At 31.2% G+C, this 17632-nt stretch carries 17 protein-coding genes and 1 pseudogene; 10 read left to right on the plus strand and 8 right to left on the minus strand.

The window, feature by feature from the left end; genetic code table 11:
- Window positions 1-63 precede the first annotated feature (63 nt).
- The gene (locus C8C88_RS01790) at window positions 64-414 is read right to left on the minus strand and encodes a 4Fe-4S dicluster domain-containing protein (RefSeq protein WP_121336492.1); all 351 of its coding nucleotides are present in this window, start codon (window positions 412-414) and stop codon (window positions 64-66) included.
- Window positions 415-551: 137 nt separating this feature from the next.
- Between C8C88_RS01790 and C8C88_RS01795 the strand changes: the two genes are divergently transcribed.
- From C8C88_RS01795 to C8C88_RS01820, 6 genes are all read left to right on the plus strand, one after another.
- Window positions 552-1613, plus strand: coding sequence for an acyl-CoA reductase (locus C8C88_RS01795; RefSeq protein ID WP_121336493.1), 1062 nt, complete (start codon window positions 552-554; stop codon window positions 1611-1613).
- Between the two features lie 90 nt (window positions 1614-1703).
- Window positions 1704-2774, plus strand: a complete 1071-nt coding sequence (serC, locus tag C8C88_RS01800) for a 3-phosphoserine/phosphohydroxythreonine transaminase (RefSeq protein WP_121336494.1) — start codon at window positions 1704-1706, stop codon at window positions 2772-2774.
- Between the two features lie 123 nt (window positions 2775-2897).
- Window positions 2898-3848, plus strand: a complete 951-nt coding sequence (locus C8C88_RS01805) for a D-2-hydroxyacid dehydrogenase (protein ID WP_121336495.1) — start codon at window positions 2898-2900, stop codon at window positions 3846-3848.
- A 98-nt stretch (window positions 3849-3946) separates the two neighbouring features.
- Window positions 3947-4510 (plus strand): DUF937 domain-containing protein, encoded by a 564-nt coding sequence (locus tag C8C88_RS01810; RefSeq protein WP_121336496.1) that lies wholly within the window; start codon window positions 3947-3949, stop codon window positions 4508-4510.
- Between the two features lie 111 nt (window positions 4511-4621).
- On the plus strand, window positions 4622-5056 hold the full coding sequence (locus C8C88_RS01815; RefSeq protein WP_121336497.1) for a DUF6146 family protein: 435 nt from the start codon (window positions 4622-4624) through the stop codon (window positions 5054-5056).
- Window positions 5057-5089: 33 nt separating this feature from the next.
- Window positions 5090-5392, plus strand: coding sequence for a DUF6787 family protein (locus C8C88_RS01820; RefSeq protein ID WP_121336498.1), 303 nt, complete (start codon window positions 5090-5092; stop codon window positions 5390-5392).
- 7 nt (window positions 5393-5399) lie between these two features.
- Here the strand turns inward: C8C88_RS01820 and C8C88_RS01825 are convergent, their stop codons facing one another.
- Both C8C88_RS01825 and msrA read right to left on the minus strand, forming a co-directional pair.
- On the minus strand, window positions 5400-5714 hold the full coding sequence (locus C8C88_RS01825) for a hypothetical protein (protein WP_121336499.1): 315 nt from the start codon (window positions 5712-5714) through the stop codon (window positions 5400-5402).
- Between the two features lie 40 nt (window positions 5715-5754).
- The gene (msrA, locus tag C8C88_RS01830) at window positions 5755-6303 is read right to left on the minus strand and encodes a peptide-methionine (S)-S-oxide reductase MsrA (protein WP_121336500.1); all 549 of its coding nucleotides are present in this window, start codon (window positions 6301-6303) and stop codon (window positions 5755-5757) included.
- A 166-nt stretch (window positions 6304-6469) separates the two neighbouring features.
- On the opposite strand from msrA, the gene C8C88_RS01835 reads away from it, so the two are divergent.
- Both C8C88_RS01835 and C8C88_RS01840 read left to right on the plus strand, forming a co-directional pair.
- On the plus strand, window positions 6470-7132 hold the full coding sequence (locus C8C88_RS01835; RefSeq protein WP_121336501.1) for an ABC transporter ATP-binding protein: 663 nt from the start codon (window positions 6470-6472) through the stop codon (window positions 7130-7132).
- Between the two features lie 2 nt (window positions 7133-7134).
- A pseudogene (locus C8C88_RS01840) lies at window positions 7135-7650 on the plus strand (DUF2400 domain-containing protein); the annotation flags it as partial.
- A gap of 345 nt (window positions 7651-7995) precedes the next feature.
- On the opposite strand, the gene C8C88_RS01850 reads toward C8C88_RS01840, so the two are convergent.
- Both C8C88_RS01850 and C8C88_RS01855 read right to left on the minus strand, forming a co-directional pair.
- The gene (locus C8C88_RS01850) at window positions 7996-8337 is read right to left on the minus strand and encodes a hypothetical protein (RefSeq protein WP_121336504.1); all 342 of its coding nucleotides are present in this window, start codon (window positions 8335-8337) and stop codon (window positions 7996-7998) included.
- A 1-nt stretch (window position 8338) separates the two neighbouring features.
- On the minus strand, window positions 8339-9211 hold the full coding sequence (locus tag C8C88_RS01855; protein ID WP_121336505.1) for a hypothetical protein: 873 nt from the start codon (window positions 9209-9211) through the stop codon (window positions 8339-8341).
- A 218-nt stretch (window positions 9212-9429) separates the two neighbouring features.
- Here C8C88_RS01855 and C8C88_RS01860 point away from each other — a divergent pair, with 218 nt between their 5' ends.
- The gene (locus C8C88_RS01860) at window positions 9430-10428 is read left to right on the plus strand and encodes a hypothetical protein (RefSeq protein ID WP_121336506.1); all 999 of its coding nucleotides are present in this window, start codon (window positions 9430-9432) and stop codon (window positions 10426-10428) included.
- Here the strand turns inward: C8C88_RS01860 and C8C88_RS01865 are convergent.
- The 3 genes from C8C88_RS01865 to C8C88_RS01875 form a co-directional block, all read right to left on the minus strand.
- Window positions 10425-12176, minus strand: a complete 1752-nt coding sequence (locus C8C88_RS01865; protein WP_121336507.1) for a recombinase family protein — start codon at window positions 12174-12176, stop codon at window positions 10425-10427. The two genes, C8C88_RS01860 and C8C88_RS01865, sit on opposite strands and share 4 nt — an antisense overlap.
- A 66-nt stretch (window positions 12177-12242) precedes the next feature.
- Window positions 12243-13646, minus strand: coding sequence for a hypothetical protein (locus tag C8C88_RS01870; protein ID WP_121336508.1), 1404 nt, complete (start codon window positions 13644-13646; stop codon window positions 12243-12245).
- 389 nt (window positions 13647-14035) lie between these two features.
- Window positions 14036-14314, minus strand: a complete 279-nt coding sequence (locus C8C88_RS01875; RefSeq protein ID WP_121336509.1) for a helix-turn-helix domain-containing protein — start codon at window positions 14312-14314, stop codon at window positions 14036-14038.
- A 147-nt stretch (window positions 14315-14461) separates the two neighbouring features.
- On the opposite strand from C8C88_RS01875, the gene C8C88_RS01880 reads away from it, so the two are divergent.
- Complete coding sequence (locus C8C88_RS01880) at window positions 14462-17632, plus strand: DEAD/DEAH box helicase (protein WP_121336510.1); 3171 nt, start codon at window positions 14462-14464, stop codon at window positions 17630-17632.

Genomic DNA, 17632 nt, shown 5'->3' on the forward strand with positions numbered 1-17632 from the left:
ATAAAACAAAAAAAATCCTGAGCTAACGCTCAGGATTTTTTTATATAAATAGTTTTTTTTAATCTATTCGTTGTGTAAAAAAGCTTGTCTGTTTAACAGGGTTTCTTCTGATTCCACATGATTTTCATCAGGAATACAACAGTCAACAGGACAAACAGCAGCACATTGTGGTTCATCATGAAATCCTTTACATTCTGTACATTTTCCAGGTACAATGTAATAAACTTCGTCAGAAATAGGTGTTTGAGCAGCATCTGAATCTACTTCAGTGCCATCTGGCAAAATTACTTTTCCACTAAGTTTTGTTCCATCTTTATATCTCCAGTCATCAGCTCCTTCATATATTGCAGTATTTGGACACTCTGGTTCGCAAGCTCCACAATTGATACATTCATCTGTAATTATTATTGCCATCTTTATATTAGTTATGAGTTATGAAATTACATGCTTGTTGCAAAAACCATTGTTTACTATTTTCTGCTTTGACTTGTAACTTATTATAGCTTATTTTTGTGCAAAATTACAATCAAAACTATTCATAAGCAAACATTATGACATTAGAAACAAAAAAAAGTGTTTTTGTGGCATTAGGAAAATTTTTAAAACAGTTTTCTGAAAGCAATACAATTAAAAATTCCAACGTTTTAAACAACGATTTATTTTTTGATGATTGTATCAAATTAATTCATTTATCACAATCTCATAATGGGTGGTACACTCCTGAACAAGTTTATTTTTCATTACAATCTTGGGCCGAAGCCTTAACAGAAGAAAATCTAAACGAATGGATTTCAAGCTATGATTTCAACACTGTTACGCCTAAAAATATTGCCTTAATTCTAGCTGGAAACATACCGCTAGTTGGCTTTCATGATTTTCTGTCCGTACTAATAAGCGGTCATAGTGTATTAGTGAAAACATCCTCAAATGACCAGCACCTTTTGCCTTTTTTAGCAAAATACATTATTGCTATTGAACCAGAGTTTGCTAACAAAATAGCTTTCTTAGAAGGAAAATTAGAAAATTTCGATGCCGTTATTGCAACAGGAAGCAATAATACAGCACGTTATTTTGAATACTATTTTAAAGACAAACCTTCAATTATTCGCAAAAGCCGAAATTCAGTTGCTATACTAAATGGAGAAGAAACTAAAGAACAATTAATCGCTTTAGGAGAAGATATCTTCAGATATTTTGGATTAGGTTGCCGCAATGTTTCTAAGTTATTTGTACCGAAAGGATATTCATTTGATACTTTTTTCGAAGCTATTTTTGAATACCAAGACGTAATACATTATGAAAAATACGCTAATAATTACGATTATAACAAAGCGGTTTTCTTGATGAGTAATTTCAAATTGCTTGATAATGGTTTTTTGACCATAAAAGAAGATTCTAGTTATGCTTCACCGATTTCTAGTGTTTTTTACGAATTTTATGAAAATCTTGCCGATTTAGAAAAACGATTAGAATCAGAAAACGAGCAAATTCAATGTATAGTAAGCAATAATCACATAAAAAATAGTATTCCGTTTGGAACAACACAAAGCCCAAAATTATGGGATTACGCAGATAACCTAGATACTATTTCGTTTTTGTTAACAATAAAGTAAAAAAATGTTTAATTATTTCGAATTATTTAACGCTTTTTAAAGTCCTATTACCGAAATTTGCATTTTTAAATTTTGGACATAATCTACACCATGAAAAAACACAACTACAGCGCAGGACCTTGTATTTTACCACAAGAAGTTTTTGAAAAATCAGCACAAGCTATATTAAACTTCAATAACTCTGGATTATCGATCTTAGAAATATCACACCGAAGTAAAGACTTTGTTGCGGTTATGGATGAAGCTAGAGCATTAGTTATTGAACTATTAGGATTAGAGGGCAAAGGATATCAAGCTCTTTTCCTAGCAGGCGGAGCTAGTTTAGAATTTTTAATGGTTCCTTATAACTTGATGAAAGAAAACGGGAAAGCAGCCTATTTAGATTCTGGAACTTGGGCTTCAGCAGCTATAAAAGAGTCTAAGTTTTTTGGAGAAACTGTTATTGTAGCTTCATCAAAAGATCAAAATTACAACCACGTTCCTAAAGGATATACAGTACCTGCAGATGCGGATTATTTCCACTGCACAAGTAACAATACTATTTTTGGAACTCAAATGAAAGAATTCCCTTCTGTTAACATACCTGTTGTATGCGACATGAGTTCAGATATTTTTTCACGTCAATTAGATTTCTCTAAATTTGACATTATCTATGCAGGAGCACAAAAAAACATGGGACCTGCTGGAACAACTTTAGTAGTTGTTAAAGAAGAAATTCTTGGTAAAAACGGAAGAAACATTCCAAGTATGTTAGATTACTCTAAACATATCAAAGCAGAAAGTATGTATAATACTCCACCTGTTTTTCCAGTATACGCTTCATTGTTAACTCTACAATGGTTGAAAAACCTAGGAGGAATTGCTGCTATTGAAAAAATAAACAATGCTAAAGCTGCTTTGCTTTATGCTGAAATTGATAGAAATCCATTATTCAAAGGAGCTGCTGCAGTTGAAGATCGTTCTAATATGAATGCTACATTCTTATTAAACGACGAAGCTCATGCACCTGTTTTTGATGCCATGTGGAAAGCAGCAGGAATCTCAGGATTACCTGGACACCGTTCAGTGGGTGGTTACAGAGCATCTATGTACAACGCTTTACCATTAGAAAGCGTACAAGTATTAGTAGACGTAATGAAAGAATTAGAAAAATCAATTTAAATATTCAAAAATTGAATGATTGAAAGATTTGAAAAAATCAATTTTATCACTCAATCTTTACATTAAAACAATCCAGATTGAATCTTTAATTTTTTAAATAATTCAATCTTTAAATTAAAAAAAATGAAAGTATTAGCAAACGACGGAATTTCTAAAAGCGGAATTCTAGCTTTAGAAAAAGGTGGATTTGAAGTTATAACTACTAAAGTAGCTCAAGAACAAGTAGCTAATTTTGTAAACGAAAATAATGTAAGTGTTGTTTTAGTTCGTAGCGCAACAAAAGTTCGTAAAGATATTATTGATGCTTGCCCAGGTCTTAAAATCATCGGTCGTGGTGGTGTAGGAATGGACAACATTGATGTTGATTATGCAAAAAGCAAAGGAATTCATGTAATCAATACTCCTGCTTCATCATCAGAATCTGTAGCTGAATTAGTTTTTGCTCATTTATTTTCTGGTGTTCGTTTCTTACATGATTCAAATAGAAATATGCCTCTTGAAGGAGACACAAACTTTGAAGGTTTGAAAAAAGCATATGCAAACGGAATCGAATTAAGAGGAAAAACTCTTGGAGTTGTTGGTATTGGCCGAATTGGTCAAGCAACTGCAAAAATGGCTCTTGGTTTAGGTATGAAAGTTATTGCTGCTGATAGTTATATTGACAAAGTAGACGTAAAAGTCGAGTTCTTTGATGGTCAATCTATCACAACTACTATCGTTTCTCAACCATTAGAATCTTTATTCAAAGAAGCTGACTTTATTACTTTACACGTTCCTGCTCAAGATGGTTACATCATCGGTGAGAAAGAATTAGCTATCATGAAAGATGGTGTAGGTATTGTAAACTGTGCTCGTGGTGGTGTTATTGATGAGGTAGCATTAGTATCAGCTTTAGATAGCGGAAAAGTATTATTTGCTGGATTAGATGTTTTTGAAAACGAACCAACACCTGCAATGGCACTTTTAATGCACCATAAAATCTCTATGACTCCTCATATTGGAGCTGCTACTGGAGAAGCACAAGATAGAATTGGTACTGAATTAGCACAACAAATCATCAGCCTATTAGGATAAATAGTTGTTGCTGAAATATAAAAAGTAAATAGTTACATATCGTTTACTATTTCCTTTTTTTTTGTTTAGATTTGGATTCTAATCTAAATTCCCCCAATATGTTTGAACAATTAACACAATTAGCACAACAATTTGGAAACGAATCTGTTGTAAAAAACAATGCTATTCCAAATGAGCAAAACGAAGCTGTAATAAATGAGGCTAGCAGTTCTATTTTTTCTGGATTAAAAAACTTAATTTCAGAAGGTGGAGCGGATCAAATTGCAGGCTTATTCAAAGGAGATAGCGCTCAAGACAGTACAAATCCTGTAGTTCAAAAACTATCCGAACAACTAAACAATAGTTTAGGAGAAAAATTTGGATTAAGTGAAGAAACCGCTTCAGGAGTTACTAGCAGTTTAGTCCCTCAAATTTTAGGTTCACTTGTTGGAAAAGCAAAAGACCCAAATGATTCTAGCTTTCAAATTTCGGATATTATCGGAGCTATTTCTGGAGATAGTAGCCAAAGTTCTGGAATAATGGATACTATTTCAAAATACGGGAGTCAATTTGGCTTAGACCAAAATGCAGATGGAAAAGTTGACATTAGTGATGCTATGTCTGCCGTAACAAAAAATAGTGATGGCATTGGAGGAATCCTTGGTAAAATTTTTGGTAAATAATAGTACGATGAAATTGCAATGAAAATCACCTTCCAAACGAAGGTGATTTTTTTGTTAAATAACTAATAATTAAGTATTTATTTTTGTAAATTTATATCTAATTAGTTTGTCATGAAAAATAGTATTTACATAGTAGCAGTTATTTTATTTTCTGTTTTAAGTTGTAAAACGCCTCAATCTGGTTTTTCGAAAACAGACAGAGCAGTCGCTGATAAAAATGACACCATCCGAATTGCTAATGATGAATTAGAATACGAGGTAATCATAATTGATCCTGGTTTTAACACTTGGCTTAATACCGTTGCCTTACCAAGAGGTTTTTATTCACAGTCCTATTTAGAGAGTAAAAACCAATTCTACATAAGCGAATGGAACAATCGAGTACTGCAACCACAACGATACAATCCTAATTTATACGAAATGACAATCAGTTACGATTCAAATATAAATTATGGATATGAAGTGAATTATTTAATATATAATTATATGATTTATTTCCAAAACACCTATAAACAAAAACTCTACGGTCATGTTCCTCCTAGATAATGTTTATTATATTTGTATACATCATAAGTAAAGATGGAAAACTTAAAAAAACGCTGGGGAATTAATTCCAATATTCAATTAACAATTATATTTTTTGTTTTTGCAATTACAGGTTCTGCATCAGCATGGTTATCAAAACCTATTTGTTTTTGGTTAGGAATCTTAAAAGAAGATTTAGGTCATTTTTTCACACCCGTAAGATTATTACTTATTTTTCCTTTATACCAAGTACTTTTAATTTCAATAGGGTTTATTTTTGGGCAATTCAAATTCTTTTGGGCCTTCGAAAAAAAAATGTTGAAGCGAATGGGAATGGGATTTCTTTTTAAAGAATAGATGAAATTTAGTCATTAGGATTCTTCTTCATAATCAAATAATTATAAATCCAAGTAATGGTAAAGCTTGGGATAAAATCTGAGAATGGTAAAATTTCTTCCAGAAAAGTAAACCCTCCAGCCACTTTCCCCAAAGTTCCTTTATACATCCAAGTCATTAAAAAACCAGCCAGAGGTGCCCAAATCACATCTGAAAACTCACCAATTCCAGGTATAGTAAACGAAAGCATCCCAATACAATCAAAAGCAATCCCTAAAATTAACTTCTTATTTCTATTATTTTTGACTTTAGATATACTTTCAATTTGTACTGATTTTTTCATGATGATACTTTTAAAATTCAACTTGCAAAACCAATGCCAATTACTTTTTTAGTTTATCCGCAAATCCTTTTTTAAGTTTAGCAATCTTAGGAGTTATAACGTAACTACAATACGACTGCTCTTTATTTCGATTGTAATAATCACTATGATAGGTTTCTGCAGGATAAAATAATGTTGCTGGCGAAACTTTGGTAACAACTGGTTTCCCAAAAGTATTTTGTGTGTTCAGTATAGAAATATATTCCTGAGAAATCTCTTTTTGATTTTGATTATGATAAAAAATCTCACTTCTGTATTGCGTTCCAACATCATTTCCTTGACGATTTAATGTAGTGGGATCGTGAGTCGCAAAAAATATTTCTAATAATTCTCCAAAAGTGATTATATGAGGATCAAAGGTAATCTGAATTGCTTCGGCGTGATCTGTATCTCCATTGCAAATGTCTTTATAGGTTGGATTTACCGTTAGTCCACCTATATATCCAGAAACAACTGACTTTACCCCTTCTAATTCCAAAAAAACAGCTTCTGTGCACCAAAAACATCCTCCTGCCAAAGTTGCTATTTCAAATTCTTGTTTCATTTCCATTCTATATTTCTATTGTTAGTATTCCATCTAAAACGTATCCTGTTTTTAATATTTCAAAGTTATCCAAAATAAATTTGCTAATTCCCTTTACTCCTTCTTTTATTAAATTCAATGAGATCATTTTATTATCGATAGAATCTTTGTTTCTTTGTAAAAATAGTTTCAAATGATACAGGCAAAAAACATACACAAATTTTACGAACAACTCGAAGTCTTAAAAGGCGTTGATTTACATATCGCCAAAGGAGAAATTGTTTCAATTGTGGGTGCTTCAGGAGCTGGAAAAACTACTTTACTACAAATTTTAGGCACATTAGACAGACCTTCTTCTAAAAACGAAACCGAATTAATTATTAATGGTGAAGATGTTTTAAAAATGAATGACAAATCATTATCTAAATTTAGAAATTTAAATTTAGGCTTCATCTTTCAATTTCATCAGCTTTTACCTGAATTCACAGCACTTGAAAATGTTTGTATTCCTGCCTATATAGCGGGTAAAAAACCTTCTATAATTGAAAAAGAAGCCAAAGATTTATTGAACTATTTAGGATTATCACATCGTATAAATCACAAGCCAAATGAACTATCAGGTGGTGAACAACAGCGTGTTGCTGTAGCAAGAGCATTAATCAATAAGCCCGATGTTATTTTTGCGGATGAACCTTCTGGAAACTTAGACACGCATTCTGCTGAAAATTTGCATCAATTATTTTTCAAATTAAGAGATGAATTTGGACAAACTTTTGTGATTGTAACACATAATGACGAATTAGCGAATATGGCTGATCGAAAACTAATAATGGTTGACGGATTAATAAGCAACTAAAAATGAATGCATCAGAACTTAAAACCTTCCTGGACGAAAAAGTTGAATTATACAATAATCCCAACTTCATAGAAAGTGACCCAGTTCAAATTCCACATTTATTTTCATTAAAAGAAGACATTGAAATAGCCGGTTTTCTTAGCGCTACAATTGCTTGGGGAAACCGTAAAATGATTATAAAAAACTCCTATCGAATGATAGAATTTATGGGAAACTCTCCATATGATTTTGTTATGTCACATCGAGAAAATGATTTAGAACGATTGGAATCCTTTGTACATCGCACTTTCAACGGTCAAGACTTTGCTAGTTTTATCAGGAGCTTGCAACATATCTACGAAAACCACAACGGATTAGAAAGTATTTTTACCAAACATCAAGAAACAAATTCGATGCAAAAAAGCATCCATGAATTCAAAAAGACGTTTTTTGATATTGCACATCCCTACCGAACTCAAAAACACATTTCAGATCCATTGAATAACTCCGCAGCAAAAAGGATTAATATATCTATAAGGGTAATTTGTGTGGTTGTTTTATTTTGCTTTTTAATTTGACCGTGAAAGGGCTGTTTTTGAAATTTCAATTACAAAAGTGCTGGCTATGAAAAGCTATTCCATATATGTAATTAATCTTGTGAATCTCGTTTTGGAAAGAAATGACGTATTATTGTAGGTACGGAATAAGTTAACATTATGTCAACAATTCCTAATATTACATTGTTTTGCCATGGTGATTCTTGAGAAATTTTTACCAGTAAGAGAATAATAGATGCCGAATATAGACCCAAGATAATAGATGAAATAATAATCTTCATCCATATATCTGCCATGTCTCTAAACAAATTAACTGATTTCTGTGTCCTATTTCCCATTTTCAATGTATTGGTAATATTCCACAATATTTAATTTGTCAGTATCAAACTCAAACTTGTCAAAACCTTCCAGTTCACACGTCCTACAAATTATCGTTTCAGGAATTTCACTTTTTTTATCATAACTTTTTATTATCCGCCCACATTCTTGATTGCTACATTCAATACTTATTCTTTTTTTAAGGACACCTTGGCGAACCGCTACTTCGCATAAAAATTTTGCCCATCGAGTTGGAATATTGAAAAAACTTCGAATGTTTTCAACAAATATTCTATCGGGGTCAGTATTTTCAACTATTGTAGCTTTGCGCTTTAAAAATTTATCAAACATATTAGTTCTTAGAGAGTACCAAATCTATTAAATCTGACGTTGCTAAATGTTGCCTAGGGAATACTGCAAAATTAAAAATTCCTTTTGTCGGGTCAACTACAAAAGCATCTACACTGTGATTTTCTTTTAAAACTTTAAACGTTGTAGTTCCGACTGGGTCTTTTATTATATTTAAGTATTCAGGATGCATATCTCTTTTTAACAACAAATCCTCATGTAATGCCTCTGTTCTAACCGACTTTGCCATTCTCACCTTCGCTTTGGATGCATCTATGTCGTCAGTATGCCACAAATCCTTGATTCCTCTATTCAAATCACATGGTGACAATTGGATGTTGTGGGGTCTAGCAGATTCTGTAAAACTATTTAAAATATCGATATCTTCTGTGTTTTTTTTAACTCCAACTATTTTGTTATCAAGTAATGATGAAATATCTCGTTCCAAAATATTAATTGCAATAATAAAGCGAGTACCTCGCCTGCGAATTTGGACAGGAAGCAGATAGTCAATCGACTCTTCAGCTTTCGAATCCTTATTATAAAAATCAACAATAACAGGGAACATCAAATTGTAAATTTGCTGACCGCCAGCAGTTGAAGTTGATTTGAAATATGGATGAGTCGATAAAAAATTAGCGGGAACACTACCACGAAAATCATAAATATAAACGTGTTGTTTTAATAGTGAGAAGTTGTCAAACACTGTTTGAGTTAGAGTTGCAACATTATTGCTTTCCATTATCCGATTGATTAAATTAGGCTGGGTTTCTTTAAATTCGTTTAAATTGAAAATCGATTTTAATGCGTTTACGGAAAATGCCTTGAGCAATCTCTTGTATTGTTCTGATATGGTATTAAAGGGATTCCCGCTCATCGTCTAAAAAAAATTAAATTTATAATTGCAATTTTATGAAATATATCATGGGAATTTGATTACCAAAACCTTGTTTTATAATTTTGTTATTAACATTTTAATTAAAATAATAAATTTACCTGTTTAGATGCAAGACATATTCATCAATTTATAGAAGTAAAGTAGGTCATTATTCCCCCCGACAATAATATTTGCTTTGATAAAATCAAAATTTCATTATGACAGAAATAAAGTTCTCAGTGTATCAAAAAGAATTAATTAAAGCTAATATTCCTTCTGAAGAAATATATGACTTTAATTCTAGCCCTATTAAACATGTATATCAACGATATTTTGATTGGTGTGTAGATAATATTAATGATTATAGTGAAAAATTTGGGCTTGAACCTGCTTATTTTTATTTTTGGGACACACATGAAATCAATGCACAAGCTGGTTATGTAAATGGAAAATACATTATCCGATTCTCTAAGCCTTACATGGAAACTTTACATAAAAAATTAGGTCGAAAGGGGCAGTTTTTTGGTAAGACTGATTGGTCAGGTTTTAATAATTTGCAGAAATCACTTATAGATAGTTTAGAATATTTAATGTTCCAAGCATCAACTATTTTTACATTTTATCACGAATTTTCACATTTGGTGCAAAAGCAAGGTGGAGCTTTTCTGATGAATGAGCATCCGAAGAGTGAATTTTACTCATTTAATCATCATTTGCTTGAATATGATGCAGACTTAAATGGATGCCAATTCGTATGTATTTATATGCAACAATTTTTCGAAGATAATTTAAAAAAAGAGTTTCAAACTGAGGCGAACTTAAAAAGATTAATGTATCTCGGAATATCTAGTATTGTAATTACTTTTCTATTATTTCTTCATGGAGAAATGTATCCATTTAAACCTGAAAACATAGACACTTCTTTTTATACGAAAAAATCGACTCATCCTCATACATTTATACGTACAAAATATATTATAGAACATTATGTTAGAATTGCAAAAGTAAATGGTGTCGTAATTGACTTTAGCGATACTGCCCGAAATGTTAGTGTTATGTGTAATGAGTTTTTAAAAGATTCCAATATCTTCAATGACTTTATAACTGGTCAACAGGACAATTTTGATGAAATAAACAGTTATGTGAATGAACTTGATACGGCTCAGAAGGCAAGCCCTTTTTGTATTAGACATAAAATAAAGTTGTTTGGTTTTTAATTAAATGTAACCAGATTATTATTATCAAGAACTATTGCATCTACCATTCCAGTAACTGATTCACCTGCTTCAAAATCAATGAAATCTTCTTCAGTATATTCAATTCCCTTGAAATCTAAGAGTGCTTTCTGGTCTTCAATATCTTGTAATTGTTGTGCTTCATTAGTAGCCTTTCCACGTGCATAATACATCCAATGCCATTTTGTAGAAAACCAATCTGTAGTAAAGGCTGAGTATTCCTCAAAACCCTTATATTTGATAAGTATAAAGAAATAGCCTCCTTTTTCCAGCTTAGAATGATTTACTGTTATACTTTCAACTAAAGTATGTATGAGTCGTTTTGTATCATCAAATCCAGCTGTAAGTTTATATTCATTAACAGTACTTTCAACTCTAATTTTAGCAAAATTTGAATCAGATTCAAGTATTTCTAATTTTAAAATTTCAATATTGTTTTTTAAATTATCAATAACCTTTAAATTCCTTTTATACTGTTCCCTAATTGATTCATCATCTTCTAACTCATCATCATCCAACCAGCTTAAATGTTTTTCTTTTAGCTTAGTTTTCTTTTTAAGCTCTTCTTCATATTTGACTAATTTATTCTTTAGAACAACTCCATTATCGTTATTAATGGGTAGGTTTAGTAACAACTCTTTCAAGTTTTTGTTTACAAATAAATGCTGAATAATGAAGTTTTCAAATCTTACGATTGATATACCTCTTGACTCTGGGCATTTTCCTTGATGGATGCATTTGTATGCTGAATCTTTATTAACAATTCTTTTTTTACCACGATATTCTTTTCCACAATGTCCACAAACAATCAAACCATTTAATAGATATTTGAACTCGCTCCGTTTGCCTACCTTTTGTTTATTGTTTACAAGATTTCGATTAACCTTATCAAATAAATCTTCAGATATAATTGACGGAACACTTGCTTCGATTCTTTGTTTATTACCTTTTGGTTTTTTATTCCAAACACGAATCCCTTTATAAACAGTATTTTTTAACATGTCATATATCACATTTCCACGCCACTGTATTGAGGATTTCTTGAATACAATTTCTTCACCAGTATATGCATCATAACGAACAAAAGAATCTTTTTTACTGACATTTTGAAACTTGGTTGGTATATTGTCAGCATTCAAGATATTAGCAATTGTATATGTTCCATTTCTTGCAAGACTTAAATCAAATATTCTACGGACAACATCTGCTTCTGTTTGAATAATTTGATACATCCCATCAGCACCTTTTTCATATCCATAAGGTAAAGCACCATGTGTTTTGCCTTCAGAAGCCCGTTTGTCAAATGTAAGATTAACTTTTTCTCTTGTTTGTTCAGCAAATAACTGATTGGCTAAAGATTGAATACCAGTAACAAATTTTATTGCAGGGTCAGTTAAATCTGTTTCAACACCCTTTGGATAAAATTTAACATCTTTTTTGTTAACTTGAAATTGAAAAATATTCCAAATATTTGAATTTCTTTCAAGTCTCGATTGGTCAAATACATATACAGCTGTTATTTTGTCCTTTTCAATATCTTTCATCATTTTTGCAAACGATGGTCTATCCTCAACTTCATCTTTAGTTCCAGAAATGCCAACATCAGAATAAATCTTATATTTCATTCCAAGTCTAAGAGCAACTTTCATCCCTTCAGCCGTCTGAATTTCAATAGAAGTATCTTTTCCAATAGCTTTATTCCCAGAAATACGTGTATAAATACCTAACATGTTTTTTTACAAATATATTCAATTAATTAATAAGGGTAATTAAGGTAGTTAAATAAAAAAGAAATTTTATTCAACTTTTATTAATGGAACCGCTCCAAGTCTTTCTTTTAATATTGACTGCATAATGTTTAGTGTTACCATCTCATGTTCACTTGGAACCAATAATCCATCATGCATTGTGTAAGGTATAATTGAATTATTGACCAACTCTTTACAAATTTCATCTATAAAAATTTTACTTTCTATTTTCTGAAGTTCTATCGCAAAATTTGCATGTTTTTCCTTTTTTATCTCCGCTATGATAGAATAAACTAGAGGAAATTCTTTTCTAAATACGTTCTTTATCTCTGTATTGTGAGAGTTTTTAGAATAGGCTATCTTCATCCAAATCTCTTTACATTCATTTCTAGTCAAACCATAAAGACCTTGTAGCCACTCATACCATTTTCCTGAAGTGGTGATTGAAAAATAATTATCAATTTCTTTTAATAAAGCTTCAGATGCTTTTTTACGATGTGATTGGAGTAAAATATTAAATAGAACAGGCTGGGAATTAGAAAGGTCTAAATAGCTCATATTCTCGTAACCAACAATAAACGGTCTCAAATCTGAAGCCATATTGGTTAGGTTGGTATCCAAACGTTTGTTTGTATCATTACGTTTAAAGCGAAGTGTTTTATTGAGACTTCCATTATGAATTGCATTTACACTTGAAATACGAGAGGAATAGCGTTTGAATGCAGAACCTTTATCTTTATCATTTTTAGCTTCAGATAGCTCTTTTAAATAACGTTGTTCACTATGTTCAATTGCTTCTTCATATTGTATTGTTAATCCTTTTCGATAATGGCTCCCCATTTTTTTAATATGTTTAGGGGCATTATTTATATAGCTAGAATCCGACTCATAATCCTTAGTCAAAAACTTTTTATTTGTTTTGGTAATTGGTACTTTAATCTTGTACCATAAATTAAAAATCCTATTTTTTTGATTGGCATCAATACCATCAACAGCAAGGCTTTCCAGTGATATTTCAATCTTATCTCGTAAACAATAGGTATCTATAACCGCTCCTATAGACTCTGCTGGAATATCATTTTCTCTACATAGAAAATTTATTTTAGATAAATAAGTTTCATTTGATTGTAAATAATAATGAGTTGTTCTTCCTTCAAAATAAAAATCATGCCAAATAACATTATGAATAATTAACCATGTCATGTAATTATTATAATCATTGCCATATTTGGTTTTAAGAAATCTTGAATCCATTGGTATGCAATGAAAAGGATAATCCTCTAAATTTCTATTTTGATTTGATTTTGAAAGTATATCATTAATGACAGCTAATCCAACAATAATTTCGGATTCTTTATTGTCTTTTAATGGTATGTGATGTGCTGTCAGAAATAGTACTTCAACTACTTCTTTAGGAAGTAAAAAACTTCTGTATTTTGTATATTTGTTCATAAAATAGTATTCTCACTTTATATTATAATTTCTCTCATTTTTTTTTAGCAGGGGTGAGAACCAGAAAAAGCTACCTTTCTGGAACCCTGCAAATGGCAATACTACCATTATTAATAAATATACTAAATGGAAAATAATTGTCAAGACTTAAACAATAAAAAAAAGAATACTTTTTTTGTACCAAAACTGTACCTTAAAGCTATTATACACCTCCCTTATTTCCCTATACGCTCCTGTAAACGTTCCCTCACCACATATTTCCAATCATTGATTTCAGACCTTCCAGAGCACATTTCAGTCAATTATCACTGGATTAAAATGATAATGTCTTCAAACTCTCAACAAATTCTGAAAATAAAATTTTTAAACCTACAAAATCAAACCTTTAATCAGTTAATTCTAACTAAACTTTGAATCAATTCTCCTCGTTTATAATAGACTCTATTGCCAATACCGTAAGCCATTAATTTTCCTTTTTTCGTCCAATTCCAGAGACTAGTCAAGCTAATTTTTAGTAATAAGCAAGCTTCTTCCCTAGTTAATAACTCTTGTGGATTTTCTGTTGAGGTATTTTTTCTAAACTCATCTAGTTGCTCACTTACAACTTTTCTAATTAATTCCTCCAAATCCTCTGGAGTCAAATTATGTAACATGATTGCGTTTTCCATTTTATTTGTTTTAAATTAATATGTTAAATATCAATATTTTAGGGATTTATCACCAAAAAAGTGATAAAAAAATTCAAAAAAACATACAAAACACACTACATTTATATGCTTACATCCAAAAAATTATTCTCAATTTAAACCTTGATAATGAATATTATAGACAACAAAAGTAGATTGTTACTTGAAGAACTTCAGAATTTAATCACTCCAAATTCAAATATTTACATAAGTTGCAACCATTTTACTGCATTCGCCTTATTTGAATTAGTTGACATATTCTCAAAGTCAAAACAAATCAATTTACTGTTGAGTAATAATTTTGATGCTGAAGATGATTTTCGATTTATTCAAAATGAAAAGGAAAATAAAATAAATCTTTTATTAGACCGAAAGTACCGAATAAACCAAGTACTTGGGCTGATTGATGATAAAATTCAAATTAGAAAAGGTGGAATTGGTAATCAAAATATTCTGATTGTAGAAAATGATGGGATTTCTAATTGTTTCTTCTTAACACCATTAGACCTTGATTCAGTATGTTTGGGAACTATCAATGATGAGAATTTAATTTTTATAAATAATATTGAAGATACCCAAAATCAGTATCTATCTTATTTCAATGGAGCTTGGAACAGTAGTAAGATAGTTTTGAATGATGCAGTCAAAGCATTATTAGAAAAAGGAACTAATACTATTTCAGCTGAAGCTATTTACAAGTACAGTATTCGTGAAATATTTCATTATTCAACGGTCAATGAAAGAGCCGATGAGAAGTTAGAAAAAACAGGATTTAAAAATTCTAAAATTTGGAGTTTGTTGTACAACTTCCAAAAAGATGCAGTAATAGGTGCTATTGATAAAATAGAAACGTATGGTGGATGTATCATTGCTGATTCTGTTGGTTTAGGAAAAACTTTTGAAGCTTTAGCAGTCATTAAATACTATCTTTTAAGAAATGACCAAAGGGTTTTACTTCTAGCCCCTAAAAAATTAAGAGAAAACTGGACAGTTTATACCCTAAACGATAAAAGAAATATTCTAGCAGAAGACCGTTTAAATTTTGATGTTTTAAATCATACCGATTTGACCAGAGAAAGAGGTAAATCAGGTGACATTGATTTAGAGACTATTCATTGGGGAAATTACGATTTGGTTGTTATCGATGAATCCCATAACTTTAGAAATAATCCCAACAAAAGGGACGGAATGACTCGTTATAAGCGTTTAATGAATCAGGTGATAAAAGCGAATATCAGAACAAAAGTCTTGATGTTGTCTGCTACTCCCGTAAATAATAAAATGAACGATTTGAAAAATCAAGTCGCTTTTATTACGGAAGGAAATGACCGCTATTTTAGTCAATATGGTATTGACAGTATCAGTCAGGTAATGAAGGATGCCCAAAGAAAATTCACCTTATGGTACAGAAATGGAGACCCAAATAATCTTGATGTGAATGGATTAATGGAAAGCTTGGATGGTTCCTACTTTAGAATATTAGACATGTTAACCATTGCGAGGTCTCGTAAACATATTGAAAAATACTATGATATGTCTGATATTGGTAACTTTCCAAATAGATTAATACCAATAACCAAAACACCTGAAATTGATACTAAAAATCAATTTAGTGATATAGGGCAAATCTATGATGAAATTAGTACGCTAACTTTAGCATCCTATACACCTCTTGCCTATGTAAGAGCTGATAAAAGAGAGGAATACGAAGCCAAGTACGACATGGAAACAGGTACTGGAAGCGTTTTTAAGCAAGTTGACCGTGAGCAGAGTTTAATTTATTTGATGCGTGTAAACCTTTTAAAACGTTTAGAAAGTTCCATTCATTCTTTTGGATTAACGGTTGAAAAATTAATCAATTTTATAGATTCCAACTTAAAACAAATTGAAAATCATCAATCAGGAACTTTAGATTTCGATTTAGACATCAACAATATTGATATTGATGACACTGAATTAGAAGACTTATTAGTTGGTGGTAAAACCAAAGTATTGATTCAGGATTTAGATAATATTGCTTGGAAACAAGACCTGAAACAAGACAAAGCTGTTCTGGTTAAATTAATGGGAAACATCAAGTTGATTGATGTGGAACGAGATGCTAAATTGCTAGAGCTTAAAAATATAATTGAAGAAAAACTACATAAACCAATCAATGATAATAACAAGAAAGTAATTGTGTTTACTGCTTTTGCCGATACTGCAAATTACTTGTATAACGAATTGCATCATTGGTTAAAAAAAGAACATAGTTTAAACTCGGCTTTGGTAACTGGTTCTGGAACCAACAAGACCAATATACCAAAGGGAAAAACCGATTTGAGTACCATTTTGACTAACTTTTCTCCCCTCTCAAAAAAGAGAGCTGAAATTTATCCTGATGAAAAAAATGAAATCGATATTTTGTTTTGTACCGATTGTATTTCTGAAGGGCAAAACCTTCAGGATTGTGATTATTTGGTAAACTATGATATTCACTGGAATCCAGTTCGTATTATTCAACGCTTTGGGCGTATTGACCGTATTGGTTCTAAAAATGATAATATCCAATTGGTAAACTTTTTCCCAAGTATGGAACTGGATAGTTTTATTGATTTGGTAGCTCGTGTTCAGGGAAGAATGGTGATGCTCGATGTTTCGGCTACTGGAGAGGATAATATTATTTCTCAAAATAGCCGTGAAATGCAAGATTTGGATTATCGCAAACAGCAATTGAAACAATTACAAAATCAGGTTATTGACCTTGAAGATGTTCACGGAAATATATCAATTACCGATTTAACTTTTAATGATTTTAAGATTGATTTGGAGAAAAGCACCGACTCAGAATTAGAAGAATTGAAGCATATCCCAAAAGCATCTTACGCAATAGTAAAGTCAAATCTTGAGCATGTAAAACAAGGTGCTATTTTCTGTTTAAAAGGCAATAGTGAAGACTTTGCTTCTAAACTTAAAAACAACATCTTATATCCCTTCTTTTTGGTTTATATTAGTATAGATGGTGCCGAAATCCTCAAAGCTTCTCAAACCAAAACGGCTTTAGACTATTTTAGAAAATTAGCCATGGGTAATGATAGAATTATTCCAGAATTAATTGCCGAATTTGACAAAGAAACCAAAGCAAACAAAAGGATGGAAGCCTATGCTAATTTGCTAAAAACAGCTATTCAAGAAGTCATTGGTGTACAGGAAGAAGTAGGACTGGATTCACTGGCTACAGCTGGTGGAACTACATTGTTGAGTTCAGTTATCAGTCAGGAAGAAAATTTAGAACTAATCAGTTATTTGATTATTAAATAA

It is taken from the genome of Flavobacterium sp. 123 (assembly GCF_003634825.1).
Lineage (GTDB): Bacteria > Bacteroidota > Bacteroidia > Flavobacteriales > Flavobacteriaceae > Flavobacterium.

What these genes read in the sequence shown, in the direction of transcription:
- serC (WP_121336494.1), top strand. Translation starts at nt 1,704, where the DNA reads ATGAAAAAACACAACTACAGCGCAGGACCTTGTATTTTACCACAAGAA.
- C8C88_RS01875 (WP_121336509.1), bottom strand. Translation starts at nt 14,314, where the DNA reads ATGGAAAACGCAATCATGTTACATAATTTGACTCCAGAGGATTTGGAG.
- C8C88_RS01870 (WP_121336508.1), bottom strand. Translation starts at nt 13,646, where the DNA reads ATGAACAAATATACAAAATACAGAAGTTTTTTACTTCCTAAAGAAGTA.
- C8C88_RS01860 (WP_121336506.1), top strand. Translation starts at nt 9,430, where the DNA reads ATGACAGAAATAAAGTTCTCAGTGTATCAAAAAGAATTAATTAAAGCT.
- C8C88_RS01865 (WP_121336507.1), bottom strand. Translation starts at nt 12,176, where the DNA reads ATGTTAGGTATTTATACACGTATTTCTGGGAATAAAGCTATTGGAAAA.
- C8C88_RS01850 (WP_121336504.1), bottom strand. Translation starts at nt 8,337, where the DNA reads ATGTTTGATAAATTTTTAAAGCGCAAAGCTACAATAGTTGAAAATACT.
- C8C88_RS01790 (WP_121336492.1), bottom strand. Translation starts at nt 414, where the DNA reads ATGGCAATAATAATTACAGATGAATGTATCAATTGTGGAGCTTGCGAA.
- C8C88_RS01835 (WP_121336501.1), top strand. Translation starts at nt 6,470, where the DNA reads ATGATACAGGCAAAAAACATACACAAATTTTACGAACAACTCGAAGTC.
- C8C88_RS01815 (WP_121336497.1), top strand. Translation starts at nt 4,622, where the DNA reads ATGAAAAATAGTATTTACATAGTAGCAGTTATTTTATTTTCTGTTTTA.
- C8C88_RS01825 (WP_121336499.1), bottom strand. Translation starts at nt 5,714, where the DNA reads ATGAAAAAATCAGTACAAATTGAAAGTATATCTAAAGTCAAAAATAAT.
- C8C88_RS01820 (WP_121336498.1), top strand. Translation starts at nt 5,090, where the DNA reads ATGGAAAACTTAAAAAAACGCTGGGGAATTAATTCCAATATTCAATTA.
- C8C88_RS01795 (WP_121336493.1), top strand. Translation starts at nt 552, where the DNA reads ATGACATTAGAAACAAAAAAAAGTGTTTTTGTGGCATTAGGAAAATTT.
- C8C88_RS01880 (WP_121336510.1), top strand. Translation starts at nt 14,462, where the DNA reads ATGAATATTATAGACAACAAAAGTAGATTGTTACTTGAAGAACTTCAG.
- C8C88_RS01855 (WP_121336505.1), bottom strand. Translation starts at nt 9,211, where the DNA reads ATGAGCGGGAATCCCTTTAATACCATATCAGAACAATACAAGAGATTG.
- C8C88_RS01810 (WP_121336496.1), top strand. Translation starts at nt 3,947, where the DNA reads ATGTTTGAACAATTAACACAATTAGCACAACAATTTGGAAACGAATCT.
- msrA (WP_121336500.1), bottom strand. Translation starts at nt 6,303, where the DNA reads ATGGAAATGAAACAAGAATTTGAAATAGCAACTTTGGCAGGAGGATGT.
- C8C88_RS01805 (WP_121336495.1), top strand. Translation starts at nt 2,898, where the DNA reads ATGAAAGTATTAGCAAACGACGGAATTTCTAAAAGCGGAATTCTAGCT.